14 protein-coding genes and 2 pseudogenes are annotated in these 18,437 nt (G+C 48.5%); 13 read left to right on the top strand and 3 right to left on the bottom strand.

Features of this window, described 5'->3' with window-relative positions:
- Positions 1–69: 69 nt before the first annotated feature.
- Positions 70–1,197 carry a carboxynorspermidine decarboxylase gene (nspC, locus tag ACFQ3W_RS08640; protein WP_379318696.1) on the bottom strand — a complete coding sequence of 376 codons (1,128 nt, stop codon included), beginning with the start codon at positions 1,195–1,197 and terminating at the stop codon, positions 70–72.
- 1 nt (position 1,198) lies between these two features.
- Positions 1,199–2,437: a saccharopine dehydrogenase family protein gene (locus ACFQ3W_RS08635; RefSeq protein ID WP_379318694.1), complete on the bottom strand. Its 1,239-nt coding sequence runs from the start codon at positions 2,435–2,437 to the stop codon at positions 1,199–1,201.
- Positions 2,438–3,118: 681 nt separating this feature from the next.
- Here ACFQ3W_RS08635 and ACFQ3W_RS08630 point away from each other — a divergent pair.
- From ACFQ3W_RS08630 to ACFQ3W_RS08570, 13 genes and pseudogenes are all read left to right on the top strand, one after another.
- Complete coding sequence (locus ACFQ3W_RS08630; RefSeq protein ID WP_379318692.1) at positions 3,119–3,409, top strand: hypothetical protein; 291 nt, start codon at positions 3,119–3,121, stop codon at positions 3,407–3,409.
- 129 nt (positions 3,410–3,538) lie between these two features.
- The gene (locus tag ACFQ3W_RS08625) at positions 3,539–3,829 is read left to right on the top strand and encodes a transporter (protein WP_379318690.1); all 291 of its coding nucleotides are present in this window, start codon (positions 3,539–3,541) and stop codon (positions 3,827–3,829) included.
- A 331-nt stretch (positions 3,830–4,160) separates the two neighbouring features.
- A complete protein-coding gene (locus ACFQ3W_RS08620) occupies positions 4,161–4,493 on the top strand; it encodes a nucleotide pyrophosphohydrolase (protein ID WP_379319052.1) in 333 nt (110 codons plus the stop codon).
- Between the two features lie 367 nt (positions 4,494–4,860).
- Positions 4,861–5,130 (top strand): annotated as a pseudogene (locus tag ACFQ3W_RS08615) (helix-turn-helix domain-containing protein); the annotation flags it as partial.
- A 211-nt stretch (positions 5,131–5,341) separates the two neighbouring features.
- Positions 5,342–6,181 carry a DUF2785 domain-containing protein gene (locus tag ACFQ3W_RS08610; protein WP_379318688.1) on the top strand — a complete coding sequence of 280 codons (840 nt, stop codon included), beginning with the start codon at positions 5,342–5,344 and terminating at the stop codon, positions 6,179–6,181.
- Positions 6,182–6,348: 167 nt separating this feature from the next.
- Positions 6,349–7,074: a GntR family transcriptional regulator gene (locus tag ACFQ3W_RS08605; protein ID WP_379318686.1), complete on the top strand. Its 726-nt coding sequence runs from the start codon at positions 6,349–6,351 to the stop codon at positions 7,072–7,074.
- A gap of 543 nt (positions 7,075–7,617) precedes the next feature.
- Positions 7,618–10,002 (top strand): phosphoketolase family protein, encoded by a 2,385-nt coding sequence (locus ACFQ3W_RS08600; RefSeq protein WP_379318684.1) that lies wholly within the window; start codon positions 7,618–7,620, stop codon positions 10,000–10,002.
- A gap of 736 nt (positions 10,003–10,738) precedes the next feature.
- Positions 10,739–10,991 (top strand): annotated as a pseudogene (locus ACFQ3W_RS08595) (glycoside hydrolase); the annotation flags it as partial.
- Positions 10,992–11,115: 124 nt separating this feature from the next.
- Positions 11,116–13,440 carry an endo-1,4-beta-xylanase gene (locus ACFQ3W_RS08590; protein WP_379318682.1) on the top strand — a complete coding sequence of 775 codons (2,325 nt, stop codon included), beginning with the start codon at positions 11,116–11,118 and terminating at the stop codon, positions 13,438–13,440.
- A 332-nt stretch (positions 13,441–13,772) separates the two neighbouring features.
- Complete coding sequence (locus ACFQ3W_RS08585) at positions 13,773–14,963, top strand: NAD(P)/FAD-dependent oxidoreductase (RefSeq protein WP_379318680.1); 1,191 nt, start codon at positions 13,773–13,775, stop codon at positions 14,961–14,963.
- A 38-nt stretch (positions 14,964–15,001) separates the two neighbouring features.
- A complete protein-coding gene (locus ACFQ3W_RS08580) occupies positions 15,002–15,877 on the top strand; it encodes an RNA polymerase sigma-70 factor (RefSeq protein ID WP_379318678.1) in 876 nt (291 codons plus the stop codon).
- Positions 15,878–15,902: 25 nt separating this feature from the next.
- Positions 15,903–16,826, top strand: coding sequence for a helix-turn-helix transcriptional regulator (locus ACFQ3W_RS08575; RefSeq protein ID WP_379318676.1), 924 nt, complete (start codon positions 15,903–15,905; stop codon positions 16,824–16,826).
- Between the two features lie 79 nt (positions 16,827–16,905).
- Positions 16,906–17,463: a DJ-1/PfpI family protein gene (locus ACFQ3W_RS08570; RefSeq protein ID WP_379318674.1), complete on the top strand. Its 558-nt coding sequence runs from the start codon at positions 16,906–16,908 to the stop codon at positions 17,461–17,463.
- Positions 17,464–17,766: 303 nt separating this feature from the next.
- On the opposite strand, the gene ACFQ3W_RS08565 is transcribed toward ACFQ3W_RS08570, so the two are convergent.
- Positions 17,767–18,437: IS4 family transposase (locus ACFQ3W_RS08565; protein WP_379318672.1), on the bottom strand; the 671-nt coding region annotated here is incomplete at its 5' end.

Below are 18,437 nucleotides of genomic sequence, written 5' to 3'. Positions count from 1 at the left end.
GACAAAAAAGGCTGTAAATGAAAAAGAACCAGACTCCCATGTTAGGAATCTGGTTCGTGTAAAGCTATTTTAAGCGAGTCTCATTTTAAAATCGTCATAACCGAATTCGCGAACGACTTCGCAATCGCCGTCTTGTTTCTTAATGGCGATCGCCGGAAGCGGCATCCCGTTAAAGGTGGTGTTCTTTACCATCGAGTAGATCGCCATATCGCCGAATACCAAGCGGTCACCGCTCTTCAGCGGCTGATCGAACGAATAATCTCCGATGACATCGCCAGTAAGGCATGTTTTTCCGCCAAGTCGGTACAAGTAAGGCTTCTCTCCAACTTCTCCGGAGTCGAACAACGGCGGACGATATGGCATTTCCAGCACATCCGGCATGTGGCAGGAAGCGGACGTATCCAGAATGGCGATATCAATGCCGTTTTGCGTCGTATCCAGCACGGTAGTTACCATATAGCCTGCATTGAGAGCCACGGCTTCTCCCGGCTCAAGATATACTTCGAGCCCGTATTTCTCCTGCATCCGTTTAATGCATTTTTCCAGCCGTGGGATGTCGTAATCTTCCCGGGTGATGTGGTGGCCACCGCCAAAGTTGATCCATTCCATTTGGGACAGCCACGGTCCGAACTTTTCCTCTACGGCGTCAAGCGTCGTCTCCAGATCATCCGAGTTTTGCTGGCACAGGGTATGGAAATGCAGCCCTGAAATGCCGTCCAGCAGGTCGGGACGGAAATGCTCCAGCGTCACGCCAAACCGTGAGCCAGGCGAGCACGGATCATAAATGGCATGCCCTTCTTGGGTGGAACATTCGGGATTGATACGCAGTCCGGCTTTTTTGCCGGCCGCAAGCACCCTACCCTTAAATTTCTCCACTTGAGAGAAGGAATTGAAAATAATATGGTCACAAATGGTGACGAGTTGATCCATTTCATTCTCGCCGTAGGCCGGGGAGAACACATGATTCTCTTTGCCCATTTCCTCATATCCCAGACGGGCCTCATAGAGGCCGCTGGCTGTCGCGCCGCTCAGGTACTTCCCGATGAGCGGATACAGCGTGGACATGGAAAACGCTTTTTGAGCCAAAACAATTTTGCATCCTGTACGCTGCATCACGCCATTCAGGATTTCAAGATTTTTTATGAGCAGACCTTCATCGACGACGTAACAAGGGGTTGGGAGATCCTCAAACCGCATCTTACTTAACGAACTCCGGCTCTGATTTTTTGGCAGGCTCGCCATCAACAAGCACTGGATTGAAGTTTTCTTGCCAAGGGAGACCCCATTTGTTCAGTGCTTCCATGAATGGATCCGGATCGAATTCTTCGATGTTGTACACGCCCGGTTTGTTCCAGGTGCCGTTCATCAGCATCATGGCGCCGATCATGGCAGGAACGCCTGTTGTGTAGGCTACGGCTTGTGAGCCTACTTCCTTGTAGCACTCTTCGTGGTCGCAAACATTGTAAACGTAGTAAGTTTTATCTTTGCCGTCTTTTTTGCCTTGGAAAATACAACCGATATTCGTTTTCCCTTTCGTGCGAGGACCGAGGGAAGCCGGATCCGGCAGTACAGCTTTCAGGAACTGCAACGGAATGATTTGTTTGCCTTCGTATTCGATCGGCTCGATCGAAGTCATCCCTACGTTCTCCAGGCATTTCAGGTGTGTCAGATAGCTTTGACCAAAGGTCATGAAGAAACGGATCCGTTTGATCCCCGGAATGTTTAATGCGAGAGATTCGATTTCTTCATGATGCAGCAAATACATATCCTTTTGACCAACTTCGGCGAAGTTGTAGACGCGTTTGATTTCCATCGGCTCAGTTTCGATCCATTCGCCGTTTTCCCAGTAGCTTCCCTTAGCGGAAACTTCACGAATGTTGATTTCCGGGTTGAAGTTGGTAGCGAATGGGTAGCCGTGGTCTCCCCCGTTGCAGTCCAAAATGTCGATATATTCGATTTCATCAAAATGGTGCTTCAAGGCGTGAGCGGAGAATACGCCGGTTACGCCTGGGTCAAAGCCGCTGCCGAGAAGCGCGGTGATGCCGGCTTTTTCGAAACGCTCGCGGTAGTCCCATTGCCATTTGTATTCAAATTTCGCCGTATCTTCCGGCTCGTAGTTTGCTGTATCCATGTAGTTGGTTTTAGTAGCCAGGCAGGCATCCATAATCGTCAAATCTTGATAAGGCAGAGCCAGATTCATAACGATGTCTGGTTTTACTTCATTGATCAAAGCGACCAGCTCATCGACATTGTTGGCATCGACCTGAGCAGTCGTAATTTTCGTTTTGCCGCCGTCCAGCTTCGCTTTCAGCGCGTCGCATTTCGACTTCGTCCGGCTTGCGATGCAAATTTCTTCAAATACTTCGTGGTTTTGAACGCATTTGTGGATGGCTACGGAGGCTACGCCGCCACAACCGATGATTAGAGCTTTTCCCATTTTTCTTATCTCCCTGCTTCGTGGATTTTTTGATATTTACAGTTCGTGTTCATTGCGCCTATGACGACAGCAAAAAAGCAAGTGCCAAGCGCATCATTTGCGCACAACACTTGCTTAGATATACAACGTTAATATTAAAAGTTATGTACATGAGCAAGCGATAAGGGCCGCATCACATACATCCACCGTAAAGCTTCTTGGACATTTACAGTAGAAAGCTCTTTAATATTCGAAATATATCAATTGGGATCAGAGTCTATATAGCAAATAATCGCCTTTACCACTCTTATTGACCGTTTCACAAGTTGATGTGCATATGCACTGGTTGTAAAGTAACCAACTTATAAAATTTGAGCTTTTAACTCAATCAATAAGGCAACAAAAGTTGCCAATCGGCATTTGACCCGGCTGTCCGTATGGCCTTAACTTTCTTTAGGAAAGTGGTCAAAAATTATCTGCTTGGAAAGACTCGTTCAGGATATATTGAATATTAGCTTTCCAAAAAACAATACTCCTCTATATTATCAGGATCTAGGTGAAACGGCAATAGAAAAATTTGAAATTAAAATATTACACGCCACGCCGCGGGGATTTGCGACATTTTTTCTGATCACACATAGCCCAAGCATCTCGCATATTTTGGGGATGAGTGCAATTCTATTCGAAAGGTGATCGATAAAAATGGATCTTCAACCAATGCAGCAGCAGGTGATTTATCAAGCTGATCCCACAGCCATGCAAAACATGCAAACCGTTAGAAGCAAAATCAATGATCTGGGAAAAAAGCATCTAAACCGCTACGTCTCCGTGCAGACCATGGATGGCCACACTTATCAAGGAGTTATCCTCGGCGTTGAAAGCGGCATTTTTTATTTGGGGGTTCAGCAAACGCCGGGATATCGCCAGTATTATGATGCTATTCTGCCGCTTGTTCTGTACGAATTGCTGGTGATTACACTTCTGTACACTTAGGCAACGTACCTACGCCACAAGGTATATTATGCATTTATCACGCTTTGTCATGGATGTTTACCCAGATCCCGGGCATAAATTTTAAGGGTGAAATCCCGGTCAAACCCAATTTATAAGGAGTGAATTCATATGGCATTTATGCCGCCGCAACAAGGAGCTCAAGGATTACAAGGTCCCACATCCCCTCCCCCTCAATTTACGCCCCAGCAGCCGCAAGCCACAACTTTTGCCGTTGATCCGGGAGCGATCGCCGGATGCCGACTGCGGTTCACGTATGTATGGCTCAGAAACGGGGACAGCTTTTGGTTCTACCCTACTTTTGTAGGACGGACATCGGTCGCGGGTTATAGATGGAACGGATTCTTTTGGATGTACGCAGGCCTGGATTTGAGGCAAATTACTTCGTTTACTTGTTTTTGATCGGGCTGATGACTGACTAGAATAACGCGGGAACAAAGCTCTCCGGACGATGGATTCGTCACGACGTTCGGATGGCTGCACCATTTCTTACAACAAAGCTGCGATAAAAGCAGGCCGTTGGCAGTATAGGCAGTGGTCTGCTTTTGTCCATTTGACGAAATGCGTGTTCCGTAATATGTTGAAGGTAGAAATGTCCAAATATGGGCCAAAGCTTGGCCATCCCATTAACGATAAGAGGCAGGCCCTGTACCAGAGGGCGGACACTGCCTCTTTTTTGCATTGTTTAGGAAGCTGTATGAACTCTATTACGAAAATGATAGGAGCACGAAGCATGAATGAAGAGCTGATCAAGGAGCTTATTGCTTTTCGGGAGGAGCGAAATTGGGGACAGTTCCATAACCCTAAGGATTTAGCGATTTCCCTAAGCCTGGAGGCCTCCGAGCTGTTGGAGAACTTTCAATGGAAAACGTCCGAGGAGGCCGTTTCGCAAAAAAGAGCGGACATCGCCGATGAATTGGCCGACGTATTGATTTATGCTATTTACTTGGCCCAGGCCATGGACCTCGACATTAAGGACATTGTCCGGGATAAAATGCGAAAAAACGAAGCCAAGTATCCGGTGGACAAAGCCTATGGGAAAATGACCAAATATACGGAGCTATAGGGGGAGGGTCAGGCAGCATGATTATTTATAGCAGTAATGCGATGCAAAACTAAACCTCGTAATACCCATAGGCACGGCAATCTTGTGTTTTTCTATTAAATACCCAAACCATCAGCCTTTTAATAAAAGGAGGGTGGTTTTCTTTTAAATTCGTGCTGGACGCCAAAAAGCCGTGGATAGCTCCGTACGTAGAAAAATTGATTTGCTCCACAAACAAGTTAAAGTGTGTCTCATGGTTTGCCCGATTTACTAATTGTCGCATGAGAGGTGGTAAATCGTGCTGCTGAAAATCATAGGCAAACGGATCAAGCAATTGAGAAAAGAACAGGGACTTACGCAAGAAGAACTCGCTTAAAAAGCTGGAGTAAACGCATCATACATAGGAACAGTAGAACGTGGAGTCCGCAATATCTCCATCGAGACGTTGGAGAAAATTATTCAGGGGCTGGACGTGCCATTAGCGGTGATGTTTCAGTTTCATGAAGTGAAGAACGTGGACTCATGGAAGGATAAGGCCGAGGTTTTGGAGGTAATAAATTCACTGCTTTATAGCCGTTCGTTGGAAGAGAATAAGCTTATATTTCGCGTGATTAAGGATATATTGGATACGACGGATAACCAGAGTAAAAAGGTATAGAACGGGTTATTAATTTGCCGGAGATCATCATTTTATGACCAACCCGGTTTGCTGCATACGCTAATCCGTTCTACATTAAGAAACGCTTTCGACTACTTTAAATTGCATAATTTATGCTTTCTCCCCACAATGGCTGACACTTAGGTGTCAGCCATTGTGCTTTATAGTTGAAGTAAACGAAAAATTCCAATACAAAATGGGAGGAATAGGCATGGATATCACCAAGGCAAAACTCAAAGAGGACCTGCAAAGAATTAAAAAGGAGCAATACCAGCTTCGCGAAGGCGAGCGGCACCAGGAGTTCGTCACGCAGATGGTGCAATATATTGGTGATCCGGACCCGGAGCTGCGGGATGAGCTGATCTATTCGACCTTCTATCATTGGATTCATCTACAGGGCTTTTTCACGGAGATGGAGCTTCGCAGCCTACTGGCCGTATTGCTGGATGAGCAGCACCTGTTCTACCAAATCGGCAGCGAAGGTGATGAGACTGTATTTACTCGGGCTTTTTCGGTTCTGCCCATCGCGTTGATTATGGAACGCCACCGAAAGCAGCCTTTCCTGGAGCCGGCGGAGTTCCTGCATCTTAAGCAGTCGTTGCTCCGTTATTACCGGGAGGAAAATGACCTGCGCGGTTATTTGTCCGAGGGAGGATGGGCGCACAGCGCCGCTCATGGAGCGGATGCGCTCGATGAACTGGCACAGTGCCCGGAGAGCGATGCCGCAGTGCAGCGGGAGATCCTTGTCGTGATCCAAGGGAAGCTGCAGAACGGGAAGCATGTTTTTAACAATGAGGAAGATGAGCGGATCGCCAATATCGTGGATACAATGAGCCGCAAGACTTTGCTTCCTGCTGCAGAGCTTGCCAGCTGGCTCGCTGGTTTGGCGGTGTGCGACGGTGGGCCGGGAAACCGCAGTCAGTACATTTCACGAATCAACTGTAAAAATTTTATCCGCTGCCTTTATTTCCGAGGAGGACATGATCAGCAGGAGGAGTCGATTCAAGCTGCCCTATTCACCGCCGAAGCTGCACTCAATAGGTTCCGATAAGGCGAAAAATGCCCTCTAATCCTCAAAATTGACGCAAAGGTATCACTACTCGCTAACTTCAAAAAGGGGTAGAATGATATTGATCGCGAAGAATGTCAAAAGCGCTCCCGACTTATGTTAATATAGATGAAGCGATTGACTAGAATGAGGCTGTAAAGGAGCAAAACATGGCGCAGTTATTATATAAACAAATTATCGATGACCTGAAAGAGAAAATATTCGCCGGTCGCTTCGACAATATGAGATTACCCGATGAGCGCAGTCTGAGCGAAACCTACCAGGTGAGCCGCAGTTCGATCAAACGCGCACTGACGAAAATGGAGAACGACGGCATTATTTTCAAAAAGCGCGGGTCCGGTACCTTCATCAACCCTTTATATATAAAAAACGAATCCGTTTTTAATTACGAAGGCTCCAACCTGGGCGTCACCGACAACTTCCACATGGATGGCAAAAAGCCCAAGATCAAGGTGCTGAGCTTCGAGGTCATTCCGCCAACGGAGGAGTTGCAGCGGGACCTGTTCCTGGAGCCCCATGATTTTGTGTATAAAATCATCCGCCTGCGCCTGTTTGACGATGAGCCGTTTATGATTGAGACGGGCTACATTCCGATCAAGATCGTCCAGAATCTGAACCAAACGATTATCGAGGGTTCGATTTTCAATTATTTGCAAGATGCGCACAACCTGGCCGTAACCAAGTCGTTCTTGTCCATTTTTGCGGAACCGTCCAACGGTGAGGATCGAGAGCTGCTGCACCTGAAAGAAAACGAGCCGGTGGGAATAATGGAAGGTATTTTCTTTTTGGATAACGGAACGCCGTTCGAATTCTCACATATGCGGCTCCACTACAAATATTTGAAATTCAATACGTTCGTCTCGGTGCAATCCTGATAAGACTGAAAAGAAATTTTCGGTCTTATTTTTTTTGCCCATATTCTAAGTATGTCGGAGATTCTAACGAATCTAATAAGCGCTATTGCATTAAAAACAGCAGATTTGGTTGGCTAACGAACTCCAGCGTTCCTATTTGCCAATAAAGGTGGCTCAAAACGCCAATTTGACTGCAATAAACGCTACTGAGTTCGTTAGATTAGCAAAATGAGTGAAATCAGGGAATTAGCGCTTATTGAGTTCGTTAGACGGAATCGCGTACATCCGCATAACCGGTGCATACATCCGCATTCATGGGAGCATACATAATGCTGACCATAAAATGTGTGACAAGGGCAAACTTGCAGTGTGAAATGCTGCCATATGTTTATCTAATTACAAAATAATGGATTAAATTCAGACTAGACCTGACCAATTTTCATATTATGTTCACTATTTAACAAAATTGGACCGTATCAATTTGGTGAAAAAGTCGTTATGATATATACATAGGTGAAAATATTCACAAACGATAAAGAGACAAAATTAAGGAGTGGATGAGAAATGGTATTTCCGGCTACGCAAGTTGACTATTCCTCGAAAACATATTTGGCTAAGCTTGACGCTTACTGGCGGGCAACGAACTACATCTCGGTAGGACAGCTTTATTTGAAGGATAACCCTTTGCTTCGCGAACCGCTTAAGGATTCTGATATCAAAGTAAAACCGATCGGTCACTGGGGCACCATTCCAGGCCAAAACTTCATTTATGCACACTTGAATCGCGTTATCACGAAATATGATTTGGATATGTTCTATATTGAAGGCCCTGGTCACGGCGGCCAAGTTATGGTTTCGAACTCCTATCTGGACGGAACCTACACAGAAATCTATCCGCAAATTACGCAAGACCTGCAAGGGATGAAGAAATTGTTCAAGCAATTCTCCTTCCCGGGCGGAGTCGCTTCTCATGCTGCTCCTGAAACTCCAGGATCGATCCATGAAGGCGGCGAGCTGGGTTACTCCCTGTCTCACGGCGTAGGCGCTATTTTGGATAAACCGAATTTGATCTCCGCTGTTGTTGTAGGGGATGGCGAGGCAGAAACCGGTCCTTTAGCAGCTTCTTGGTTCTCCAACCGCTTCATTAACCCGATCACAGACGGCGCCGTATTGCCGATTCTGCACTTGAACGGATTTAAAATCAGCAACCCAACGATTTTGTCCCGTCAAACTCACGAAGAAATGACGGAGTACTTTAGAGGCTTGGGCTGGGAGCCATTCTTTGTCGAAGGCGAAGAAGCTGAACTGATGCACCCAGAGATGGCAAAAACGCTCGATACGATCATCGAGAAAATTGCTGCGATCCAAAAGAATGCACGCGAAAACAACGATGCTACTCGCCCAGTATGGCCGATGCTCGTATTCCGTTCTCCAAAAGGCTGGACGGGTCCAAAGGAATGGGACGGCGTACCAAACGAAGGCTCTTTCCGTGCCCATCAGGTGCCGATTCCAGTGGACCAAAAACATATGGAGCACGCACCTGCTCTGCTCGAATGGCTGAACAGTTACAGACCGGAGGAATTGTTCGACGAGAACGGCCGTCTGCTGCCGGAAATCGCTGAAATTCTGCCTACAGGCAACAGAAGAATGGGTATGAACCCGGTTACTAACGCAGGAAGCCTGATCAAAGACCTGAAACTGCCGGACTTCCGCAAATATGCGCTGGATAACTCCGAGCAAGGTAAAGTAGTTGCACAAGACATGGCTGTTTTGGGCAAATACGTTAGAGACGTCATCGAAATGAACGAAGACAACCGTAACTTCCGCGTATTCGGACCGGACGAAACGATGTCCAACCGCCTGGCTCCGGTATTTGAAGTGACTAAACGTCAATGGGTGGAAAAAATTAAAGAGCCTAACGATGAATTCCTGGCTTCTTATGGCCGTATCATTGATTCCCAACTGTCCGAGCACCAAGCGGAAGGTTTGCTGGAAGGCTATGTTTTAACAGGCCGTCACGGTTTCTTTGCAAGTTATGAAGCGTTCCTGCGCGTCGTTGACTCGATGATTACACAGCACTTCAAATGGCTGCGCAAAGCAACTGAGCAAAGCTGGCGTACAGACATTCCTTCGCTGAACGTTGTAGCAACATCTACGGTGTTCCAGCAAGACCATAACGGTTATACGCACCAAGATCCAGGTCTCCTTGGCCACTTGGCTGACAAAAAACCGGAATTCATTCGCGAATATTTGCCGTCCGATGCCAACTCTTTACTGGCTGTGTTCGACACTGTTTTGAATGACCGTCAAAAGATCAACCTGATCGTATCGTCCAAACATCCGCGTCCGCAATGGTTCAGCGCTGACGAAGCGAAAGAGCTCGTGGACAAAGGTTTGAAAATCATCGACTGGGCAAGCACGGATAAAGGCGGAGAGCCGGACCTTGTTATCGCTTCGGCAGGAACAGAGCCAACGATGGAAAGCCTTGCGGCCATCTCCATGCTGCATGAGAAATTGCCTGAGCTGAAAATTCGCTACATCAACGTGGTTGACTTGCTGAGACTGAGAAGCCAAAAATTAGACCCACGCGGCTTGTCCGACGAAGAGTTCGACCAATTCTTTACCAAAGACAAACCGGTCATCTTCGCATTCCATGGCTATGAAGGCCTCATCAAAGACCTGTTCTTTGACCGCCATAACCACAACCTGCATGTGCACGGCTACCGCGAAAACGGCGATATCACGACACCGTTTGATATGCGTGTCCTGAACCAAATGGACCGTTTCGACCTGGTGAAGGAAGCCGTTCTGAGCCTGCCGAATGCCGGCCAATACGCAGCCATCGCAAGCGAAATGGACGCTATGGTGCAAAAACACCATGACTACATCCGTGAAGAAGGCGTCGACCTGCCAGAAGTGGAAAACTGGGTATGGAAAGCGTTGAAATAAGGAATTTGGGGTAACTGAACGACAGTAAAATAGAGAACCCCCATCTCCAGGGTAACCTGGGGGTGGGGGTTCTTTTGTCGTTAAGTTATTTTGTGGCGAGGCAATTTGCTGCTATTGAGTTCGTTAGCACATGGCGAAACCAGCGATAGCGCTTATTGAATTCGTTAGACTAGCTTAAGCTCTAACGAATCTAATAAGCGCTAATATGGCGAAAACAGCAGATTTAGTCGGCTAACGAACCTCAGCGTTCTTATTTGGCTGAAAAGATGGCCCCAAACGCCACTTTGCCTCAAATAAGCGCTACTGAGTTTGTTAGATCAGCAAAACCGGCGAAAACAGGCAAATAGCGTTTACTGAGTTCGTTAGCTCGGAGAGACTAGTGAAATCCGGTAAATAGTGCTGAGTGAGTTCACCCCCTGAAATGTATGATAAAGGTAAATTAGTAAATTTATGATTGACAATCCGTGTCAGGCTCGATTACGATAGGACTAATATGAAAACGCTTTAATGAAATAGCCCCTCCAATTTAATCGTGGAACCGCGTTTACAGCTGCATCCCCACCTTGCGGTTTCCGCCAAGACGACCCCAACAAAATCTCGTATTGCCTTATGTTCCCGGTAGCCGAGGCGTCAATGCCTTGTCTATATTCAATGAACCTGCAAAGAAGGAAGGTGATGATTCCGGTAAGTAATTGGCTCCAAATTGGCTCCAGTTAGTAACAACTTCCAGATGAGGTTTAAAAAGCTGGATTATGCGGTTTATAAAGCCGGGCAAATAGGCATCATGTCGGTCATTCCGTTTACGAACTATTGGGATGATTTTGGCGGGCATGAACCAGTATGCGAAATGGTTTAATGCAGGACGCAAGGAAGCTTTTTATACACATCCGCAGATCAAGCAGACCTACAAAGACTACATCTCTCACATGCTTAACCGCGTGAACACATACACCGGGGTGAAATGCAAGGATGATCCGGTGATCATGACTCGTACGATCCCACCAAAACGGCATACACGGACTGGAATAAAGTGACGCTTTATCAAAACGGGGTGCTGATCTGGGGGATCGAGCCGGTGCTGCAGCAAATCAATCAAGAGCAGGAGGAATGGTGATGGAAAAAAGGTTTCTGCGAAAAACGCTAGGCATGTTCTTGATGGTATGTTTGATGGGCGGGCTCTTTCAGGTGTTAGCGGTGCCGTCCGCCCATGCGGCGAATACGGTCCTTAAGCAAAGCAACTTTGAAGACGGCACCACTCAGGGCTGGACCGGCCGGAGTACGGCAGAGACGGTAACCGCCACAACCGAGGCGGCCCGCAGCGGGTCATATGGGCTCAAGGTCAGCGATCGCAGCCAAAGCTGGCACGGGGTGACGCTGGACATTACCGCAAACGTGGAATTTGGAAAAACGTACGTGCTTTCCGGATGGATCAAGCTGCCGGAGGGCTCTGGTGACAACCGGGTGTACATGTCAATGCAGCGAGGGGCGGGGACAGATACTTTTTATGAACAAATCGCCTATGATACTGCCTCTGCGAACCGCTGGGTCGAGATCAAAACCGAATATAAGCTGCGCGAGCCAGCGGATCAATTGTCCATTTACTTTGAAATTCCGGGGCTGGAGACGCAGCCGTTTTATCTCGACGATTTTGTGATGGAAAAGAAGCCGGATCAAGACCCGATCGTGATCGAAGAGGGGATTCCGTCGCTCAAAGCCGTATTTGGGGATCAGTTCCTCTTCGGTGCAGCCTTTGAAAATTTTGAGCTGCTGCAGGAGGCAGACCGGAAACTGCTGGCGAAGCACTTCAATAGCGTCACGCCGGGCAATGTGCTGAAATGGGATACCCTCCAGCGGCAGGAAGGGGTGTTTGACTTCACGGGTGCGGACGCCGCCGTTCAGTTCGCTGTAGATAATGGGCAGCAGGTGCGTGGCCATACGCTCGTTTGGCACAACCAGACGCCGGATTGGGTATTCCGTGATGCGAGCGGAAATCTGGTCAGCAAGGACGTGCTGTTCCAGCGGATGGAAAACCACATCAAGACGGTAGTAGGCCGCTATAAGGACCATATCTATGCCTGGGATGTGGCGAACGAGGTGATCGATGCCGGGCAGCCCGACGGACTGCGACGCAGCTTGTGGTATCAGATCGCCGGGGAAGAGTATATTGAAAAAGCGTTCATTTACGCGCATGAAGCGGACCCGGACGCCGTGCTGTTCATCAATGACTACAACACGCACGAGCCAGCTAAAAGCCAGGCCTTATATAATCTGATCCAGAGACTGCAGGCCAAAGGCATTCCGATTCATGGGGTTGGTCATCAAACACACATGAATATCGATTATCCGTCCATGAGTGAGATCGAAAATTCAATCGTCAAATTCGCCGCGCTCGGCTTGAAGACGGAGATTACGGAGCTTGATATCGATGTGTACTCCAATTCTTCGCAGCGTTATGATACCCTGCCGGATAACATCGCTCAAAAGCAAACAACCCGATACAAGCAGCTCTTTGATATTTTCAAAAAACACAGTGCCTTGATCGACAACGTTACAGTGTGGGGAAAAGATGACGGAAATACCTGGCTGCGCAAATTTCCGGTGAGCCGCAACAACTGGCCGCTGCTGTTCAATGAGCGGCTGCAGTCCAAGCCGGCCTATTGGGCCATTGTAAACGCCGCGCAGCCGCAAGCTCCGGCGGCCCCGGCGAACGTGAAGGCCGTGGCCGGCAACACGCAGGTTGCGCTGAGCTGGGACGCGGTCCAAGGGGCGACCGGCTACAGCGTGAAGCGCGCGACCGCAAGCGGCGGGCCGTTCACGACGGTGGCCAGCAGTGTGACTGCGGCAGTTTATACCGATACCGGATTGGTGAACGGCACGAAATATTTTTACACCGTCAGCGCTATTAATAACGTAGGGGAGAGTCCAAGCTCGGCGCAGGTAAGCGCAACTCCGCAGGAGACGCCGCTACCTGCGACTGGGGATCAGGTGGTTCAGTACCGGGTAGGTGATTCAAATGCTGGCGACAACCAGCTCAAACCGCACCTCCGCATTGCCAACCGCGGGGACGATGCGGTGCCGCTCAGTGAGCTGACGCTGCGGTACTGGTACACCGTGGACGGCGACAAGACCCAGCAGTTCAATTGCGATTGGGCGCAGCTTGGCTGCTCGAACCTGAGCGGCAGTCTGGTGAAGATGGCGGAGGCCAAGCCGGGCGCGGACTACTATATTGAAGTGAAGTTCTCGGCGGCAGCGGGCAGCCTCGCAGCTGGAGGCAACAGCGGCGACATCCAGCTTCGCATCCACAAAACGGACTGGACGAACTACAGCGAGGAGGGCGACCATTCCTTCGACGGCACGAAAAAGTCGTTCGCCGATTGGGAGCGCGTTACGCTGTACCGGAACGGCACTCTGGTCTGGGGAACGGAGCCCGGGATGTAAACGGCTGAAAGATACGGATGCAGATGCAAATACCGGTGGACCCAATGCCGTTTTCTCAAGCATGAGCCGCTTCAATCGCTCAGCGTTCAACAAAAGGAGGGTACCTTCTTCGGCGAAGGACCCTCCTTTTTCACTCTACTAACTGTATTTCGTACATCTATTTTCTCGCCCTACCAGGGTTAAAGTATCTGATATACAATAGCCCAGTATATTTCAATGTTTCTCGTTGTAGAGTGTATCCTTGCCCAGCGTTCAAGGGAAGAGATACCCCTCTGTCACAAAATGCCCTCCGATCTCGTTCTATTGCAAACGAAGTCAAAGGAGTGAGTATCATGGGTAGATTAACCTGTGCAGTTGTTGGTGGAGGGTATGCGGGCATTCATGCGGTGAAAGCAATTCGTGAACAATTTCAGGGAGAGGAACTCGCAGAGCGTGAGCTTCGACTGATTCTAATCGACCAAAACCCCTATCATCTTCGGAAGGTGCTGCTATTTAAACCGGCTGCTGCAGATGAGGATATTACGGTACCTTTTAGCCGCTTGTTTGCCGAAGGCGTTGAAGTGATTCAAGGCGAGGTATCGAAGGTCAGAGCTAGGGAGCGGCAACTGATATACAAGGATATGGCAGGGCAGGATCGAGAGCTGGTTTACGATATTCTTATTTTCGCCGCAGGCAGTATCGTTCGGCAGCCGGAGCCTCGCCAAGGAGGGACGACGCTGAATGGCTTGGACTCGGCGAAGGAAATAAGGGAAGTCTGGTGCAGCAATTTGCGCAAGGCCGTTTATGATAAGCGTGCTGATGAACGGTCCCGGCTGATGACGCTTGTTGTAGCGGGTGCCGGGATCAGCGGGATTGAAACCTCTGCGGAGCTTGCCTATCACGTACGTGCGGATGCCAAAGTGTTGGGGATCGAGCCAAATGAGGTCAGAGTGATTCTTGTAAACACGCACAATCGGCTGTTTCCGGAAGGTCCGGACAAGGTTGGGCGCAGGCTGGAGCATGCATTGACTGAGAGAGGCGTGGAGGTGATTCATAGCTGCAGGGTGCAGGAAGAGAAGGAAGGGCTGGTCAGGCTGTCAAACGGTCAGACCCTGCCCGCAGGTTTATGCGTTTGGACATTGGGATTACTGCCTCATCCTATGCTGGAGAGCATGGGTCTACCAGTCACGCAGGAGGGTTATGTGGCGGTAGACGAAAGCTACCGGGTTCAAGGGCTGGATGGTATATACTGTATTGGAGACTGCGCTCATATCGTAAGCCCGTCATGCGGCCGGGCAGACGGGAAGACGTGCAAAGAAGCGATCGCCCAGGCCTCGCGCTTAGGAAAGGTTTTGGTGGCCGACTTGAAGGGGCGCCCGGCTCCAAAGCATCAAAGTCATTTTGACTTTTTCTGCTTCGGCCTGGGTCCCGGTCAAGGTATGGTATGGACACGCAAATGGGGCCTGGATATTATATTATCGGGCAAGCTGGGCTGGCGAGTACGAAAATGGATATGGGATATCGCGAGTTTTCAAACGCCTTGAGGTGTAAGAATCGTCTAGTTGTGAAAGGAAGAGGAGCCATGCAGGAACTATATGAGCGGTATCATCGGCTGCTTTTTACGCTTGCTTATCAAATGACGGGATCGGTTTCCGACGCCGAGGATACGGTTCAGGATGTATTCTTGAAATTAGCGGATGTTCATCCGGACAAACTAGCCGAACCAAAAGCCTACTTGTGTAAAATGGCCACAAACCGCTGTATGGACTTGCTGAAGTCGGCCCGCAGGAAGCGGGAACAATACTTTGGACAATGGCTTCCCGAACCGGTGCGAACCGGAAATGACGAACCTTTTGAAGCGGTGGCCCGGCAACAAATGTTATCCTATGCCATGCTGGTGCTTTTGGAGCAGCTAACCCCTGCGGAACGAGCCGCATTCGTACTGCGCGAAGCGCTTGATTTGGATTACGCGGTGATTGCCGATTTGATAGAGCGAAGCGAGGCGAATTGCCGTAAGCTTGTCAGCCGGGCAAGAGGGAAGGTCGGGGGTGCCCGAAGGGAGGCAGAAACGGCCTGCTCCTATGAACTGAGCCAAGATTGGATACATCGATTTCTCTCTGCTCTCAAGCTGGAAAATACGAAACAATTAGTCTCCCTGCTTGCCGAGGACGTCGCCGTTATCTCAGACGGGGGCGGTAAAGTGACAGCGGCTGTCCAGCCTATTGAATCCCGTGATCGGGTCGTCCAGTTTCTCTTTGGTCTTTTTCGGAAGGCTTCTCACTCTACGGAAACGGACGCTCACATAGAGATCGCCGAGTTGAATGGCCAACCGGGGCTCATTTATATGGTAGGTACGAGAATTGACACCGCTGTGCTCATGGACACGGAAAATCACAGGATTCGAAATTTATTTTTCATGAGGAATCCGGACAAAATACGGCATTTGGCGGGAAGGTAGGACGTTCCAGTAACGTACGCAAAATATGAGATCAGATCGGCTTCTATCTATCGTCATTATCATTTCGCAAAAGGGTCTGGTCACAGGGAAAGAGCTGGCCAACCATTTCGAGGTGTCGCTGCGGACGATATATCGGGATATTGAGAAAATCAGCGAGGCAGGAATTCCAATAGCCGCTACCGGGGGAACGGGTGGGGGTTATTACCTCATGGAGAACTTCAGTTTGAACAATCTTTTTCTTAACAAGAAGGAAATTGGCCCTCTCATGGCCGTTATGGAGAACCTAAAGTTCCTGTTCGGGAAAAACCAGCAGTTCAACGATCTCGTACTCAAGTTTGAATCCCTCCACAACAGGGAGCAGGAGCATAAGGAAAATCTCACGATCAACATGTCCCATTTCAGCATGGAGCAGGAGCTGCGGGAGTATCTGTTTTTGATCAACGAGGCGATTGAAGAGCAGCGAACCTTGGAATTTGACTATATCAATCGAAAAATGGACTATGCCAAGCGGGTGGCCGAGCCGATCCAGATCGTTTTTACGAGTGGACAGTGGTATGTTACGGCCTTTTGCCGAGCAAGGGATGACTACAGAAGGTTTAAGCTGGTTAGGGTGCGGAATCTCCGGCTAGGAGAGCCTTTTGCGAAAAGGTCTGACTCCTTGCAGGAAATCAAGAAAAATTTTCACGACAGTTATGAAAAAAATTGCGTCTGCGTCGTGTTAAAGTTTACGAATCGAATTGGCGAGCAGCTAAGCGAGTATTTCTCCAAGGAGACCATCAGGCCTCAAGAGGATGGCACTTATTTGGTGGAGGACCTTTTTCCGGACGATGAAGGCTTGAAGAAATTCATTTTAGGTTTTGGAGATGAATGTGAGGTCGTCGCTCCTGAATCGTTAAGAACGGGCATGGTGGAGTATATAAAAAAAATATACGCGAAGTATAATGGCTGACACACAGGTGTCAGTCATCGCTTTTTATAATGGGGGTGCAAGGTGAAAATATATAGAGATCAAGAAAGAGGTTAGAAAAATGAACGTATGCTGCTTGTATTATGATGAATTTTGCGAGTTTGAAGTGGTGCTTGCCATGAACCAGTTTAGAGGAAGCCATTTTGCGGTTGCTTTAGAGGATCGTGCCTATTTAAGCGAGGAAGGACAGAAGTTTTTGCCGGATCGGATGATTCAGGACGTAAACCCGGATGAGATAGATCTTCTGATTATTCCGGGAGGAGATCCGTCGTATCTGTACGATAACGCTCCTTTGCGAGAGTTCATTACTGCCTTGCACGAAAAAAACAAGCTGATCGCAGGAATTTGCGGCGGGGTGGAGCTGATGGCCAAGTTCGGGGTGCTTGATCATAAGAAGTGTACGGGCGACGGTCGAGGAATTGTGCTGAATGACAACAATCGCGAGATCTTTAAGCATGTCACGATTGTGGATGAGGACGTTGTGCGGGACGGAAACTGTATTACCTCCAAAGGTCAAGCGTTTATCGAGTTTGCGATCGAGCTCGGGAGGGTCATGAATGTGTTCAAGAACGAGCAGGAGGCTATCGACGATTACAATTGGCTAAAAAATATAAAGTGAACAAATTATCTGACAGCTGGCAGCAAGCGAGGTGCAGCAAGAAATGGTTCCGTCCCTTTGTGGGCGGAGCTTTATCTAGATCTGCTGATGGATTACGGGGAATACTAATCTGCCATTGCTCCCATTCCTTGCAGGCGATCAACAAATGCGTCGATCAACAAGTGAAAAGTGGGTATCGTAGGACTTGCTGTTACCGTAAACTAACTGTTGCCGTAACTTACTAGATGCATTATTTACAGTTAAACATCGCTTTATTGGAAGTATTGAGCATTTAATTGCAAAAAGTGCACGCCTGTTGATTAACTAAATTATGGAATAAAGAACCACGTCATTAGCCAAATACCTTCTCCACTCCGGTGGCAAAGATTGCAAAGTAAATAATCGGTCGAACTCGGCAAATGTCAGTGTGGCGCTCGGATGAACCTTAGCATTGCCTTGATCGAACAGGAATTTCAGCAGGACGTAAACTATTAAAGCTGTGTACAACTGCCCATACACTGCGTTAGGAGTCGTTCCAAATAATTTAGGAATGTTCAAATGCTGCTTAATCCAGCGAAAAAACACTTCAATCTGCCACCGTTTCTTGTAGATCTCCGCAATCTTTTCTGCGGAATGCCAATGTAGATTGGTCGCCAAAATAACGGGGTTATCATTGGGATCTTTCAGGATCACGACCCGAAATCGATGCTGGGAAAGGGATTTGTTCTTCCCCAATTGGCAAGTGAAATCCTGTTCTAGCGTTCCGGTAAACGGCTGATTGCGTTCCCTTGGGATTGGCTCATAAAAGGTGGTATTATCATGGAGCCTGATCACAAAAGACTGATTTTGCTCCAGGTATTCGTCAAATCGCTTATGCTTGCCGTACGCTCGGTCAGCCACGAGAATAAACTTCGGATCCAAAACATCTGCACAACTATGCAGGTCCGGCGAGTTTCCTGTGGTCTCTGTCACCTTTTGAAGGTGGCCTTGATCGG

Source organism: Paenibacillus puldeungensis (assembly GCF_042678945.1).
Taxonomy (GTDB): domain Bacteria; phylum Bacillota; class Bacilli; order Paenibacillales; family Paenibacillaceae; genus Fontibacillus; species Fontibacillus puldeungensis.
This window is presented reverse-complemented; position numbering and strand designations above follow the sequence as displayed.

Coding starts and splice junctions, on each gene's coding strand:
- nspC (WP_379318696.1), bottom strand. CDS start 1,197: ATGCGGTTTGAGGATCTCCCAACCCCTTGTTACGTCGTCGATGAAGGT.
- ACFQ3W_RS08635 (WP_379318694.1), bottom strand. CDS start 2,437: ATGGGAAAAGCTCTAATCATCGGTTGTGGCGGCGTAGCCTCCGTAGCC.
- ACFQ3W_RS08630 (WP_379318692.1), top strand. CDS start 3,119: ATGGATCTTCAACCAATGCAGCAGCAGGTGATTTATCAAGCTGATCCC.
- ACFQ3W_RS08625 (WP_379318690.1), top strand. CDS start 3,539: ATGGCATTTATGCCGCCGCAACAAGGAGCTCAAGGATTACAAGGTCCC.
- ACFQ3W_RS08620 (WP_379319052.1), top strand. CDS start 4,161: ATGAATGAAGAGCTGATCAAGGAGCTTATTGCTTTTCGGGAGGAGCGA.
- ACFQ3W_RS08610 (WP_379318688.1), top strand. CDS start 5,342: ATGGATATCACCAAGGCAAAACTCAAAGAGGACCTGCAAAGAATTAAA.
- ACFQ3W_RS08605 (WP_379318686.1), top strand. CDS start 6,349: ATGGCGCAGTTATTATATAAACAAATTATCGATGACCTGAAAGAGAAA.
- ACFQ3W_RS08600 (WP_379318684.1), top strand. CDS start 7,618: ATGGTATTTCCGGCTACGCAAGTTGACTATTCCTCGAAAACATATTTG.
- ACFQ3W_RS08590 (WP_379318682.1), top strand. CDS start 11,116: ATGGAAAAAAGGTTTCTGCGAAAAACGCTAGGCATGTTCTTGATGGTA.
- ACFQ3W_RS08585 (WP_379318680.1), top strand. CDS start 13,773: ATGGGTAGATTAACCTGTGCAGTTGTTGGTGGAGGGTATGCGGGCATT.
- ACFQ3W_RS08580 (WP_379318678.1), top strand. CDS start 15,002: ATGCAGGAACTATATGAGCGGTATCATCGGCTGCTTTTTACGCTTGCT.
- ACFQ3W_RS08575 (WP_379318676.1), top strand. CDS start 15,903: ATGAGATCAGATCGGCTTCTATCTATCGTCATTATCATTTCGCAAAAG.
- ACFQ3W_RS08570 (WP_379318674.1), top strand. CDS start 16,906: ATGAACGTATGCTGCTTGTATTATGATGAATTTTGCGAGTTTGAAGTG.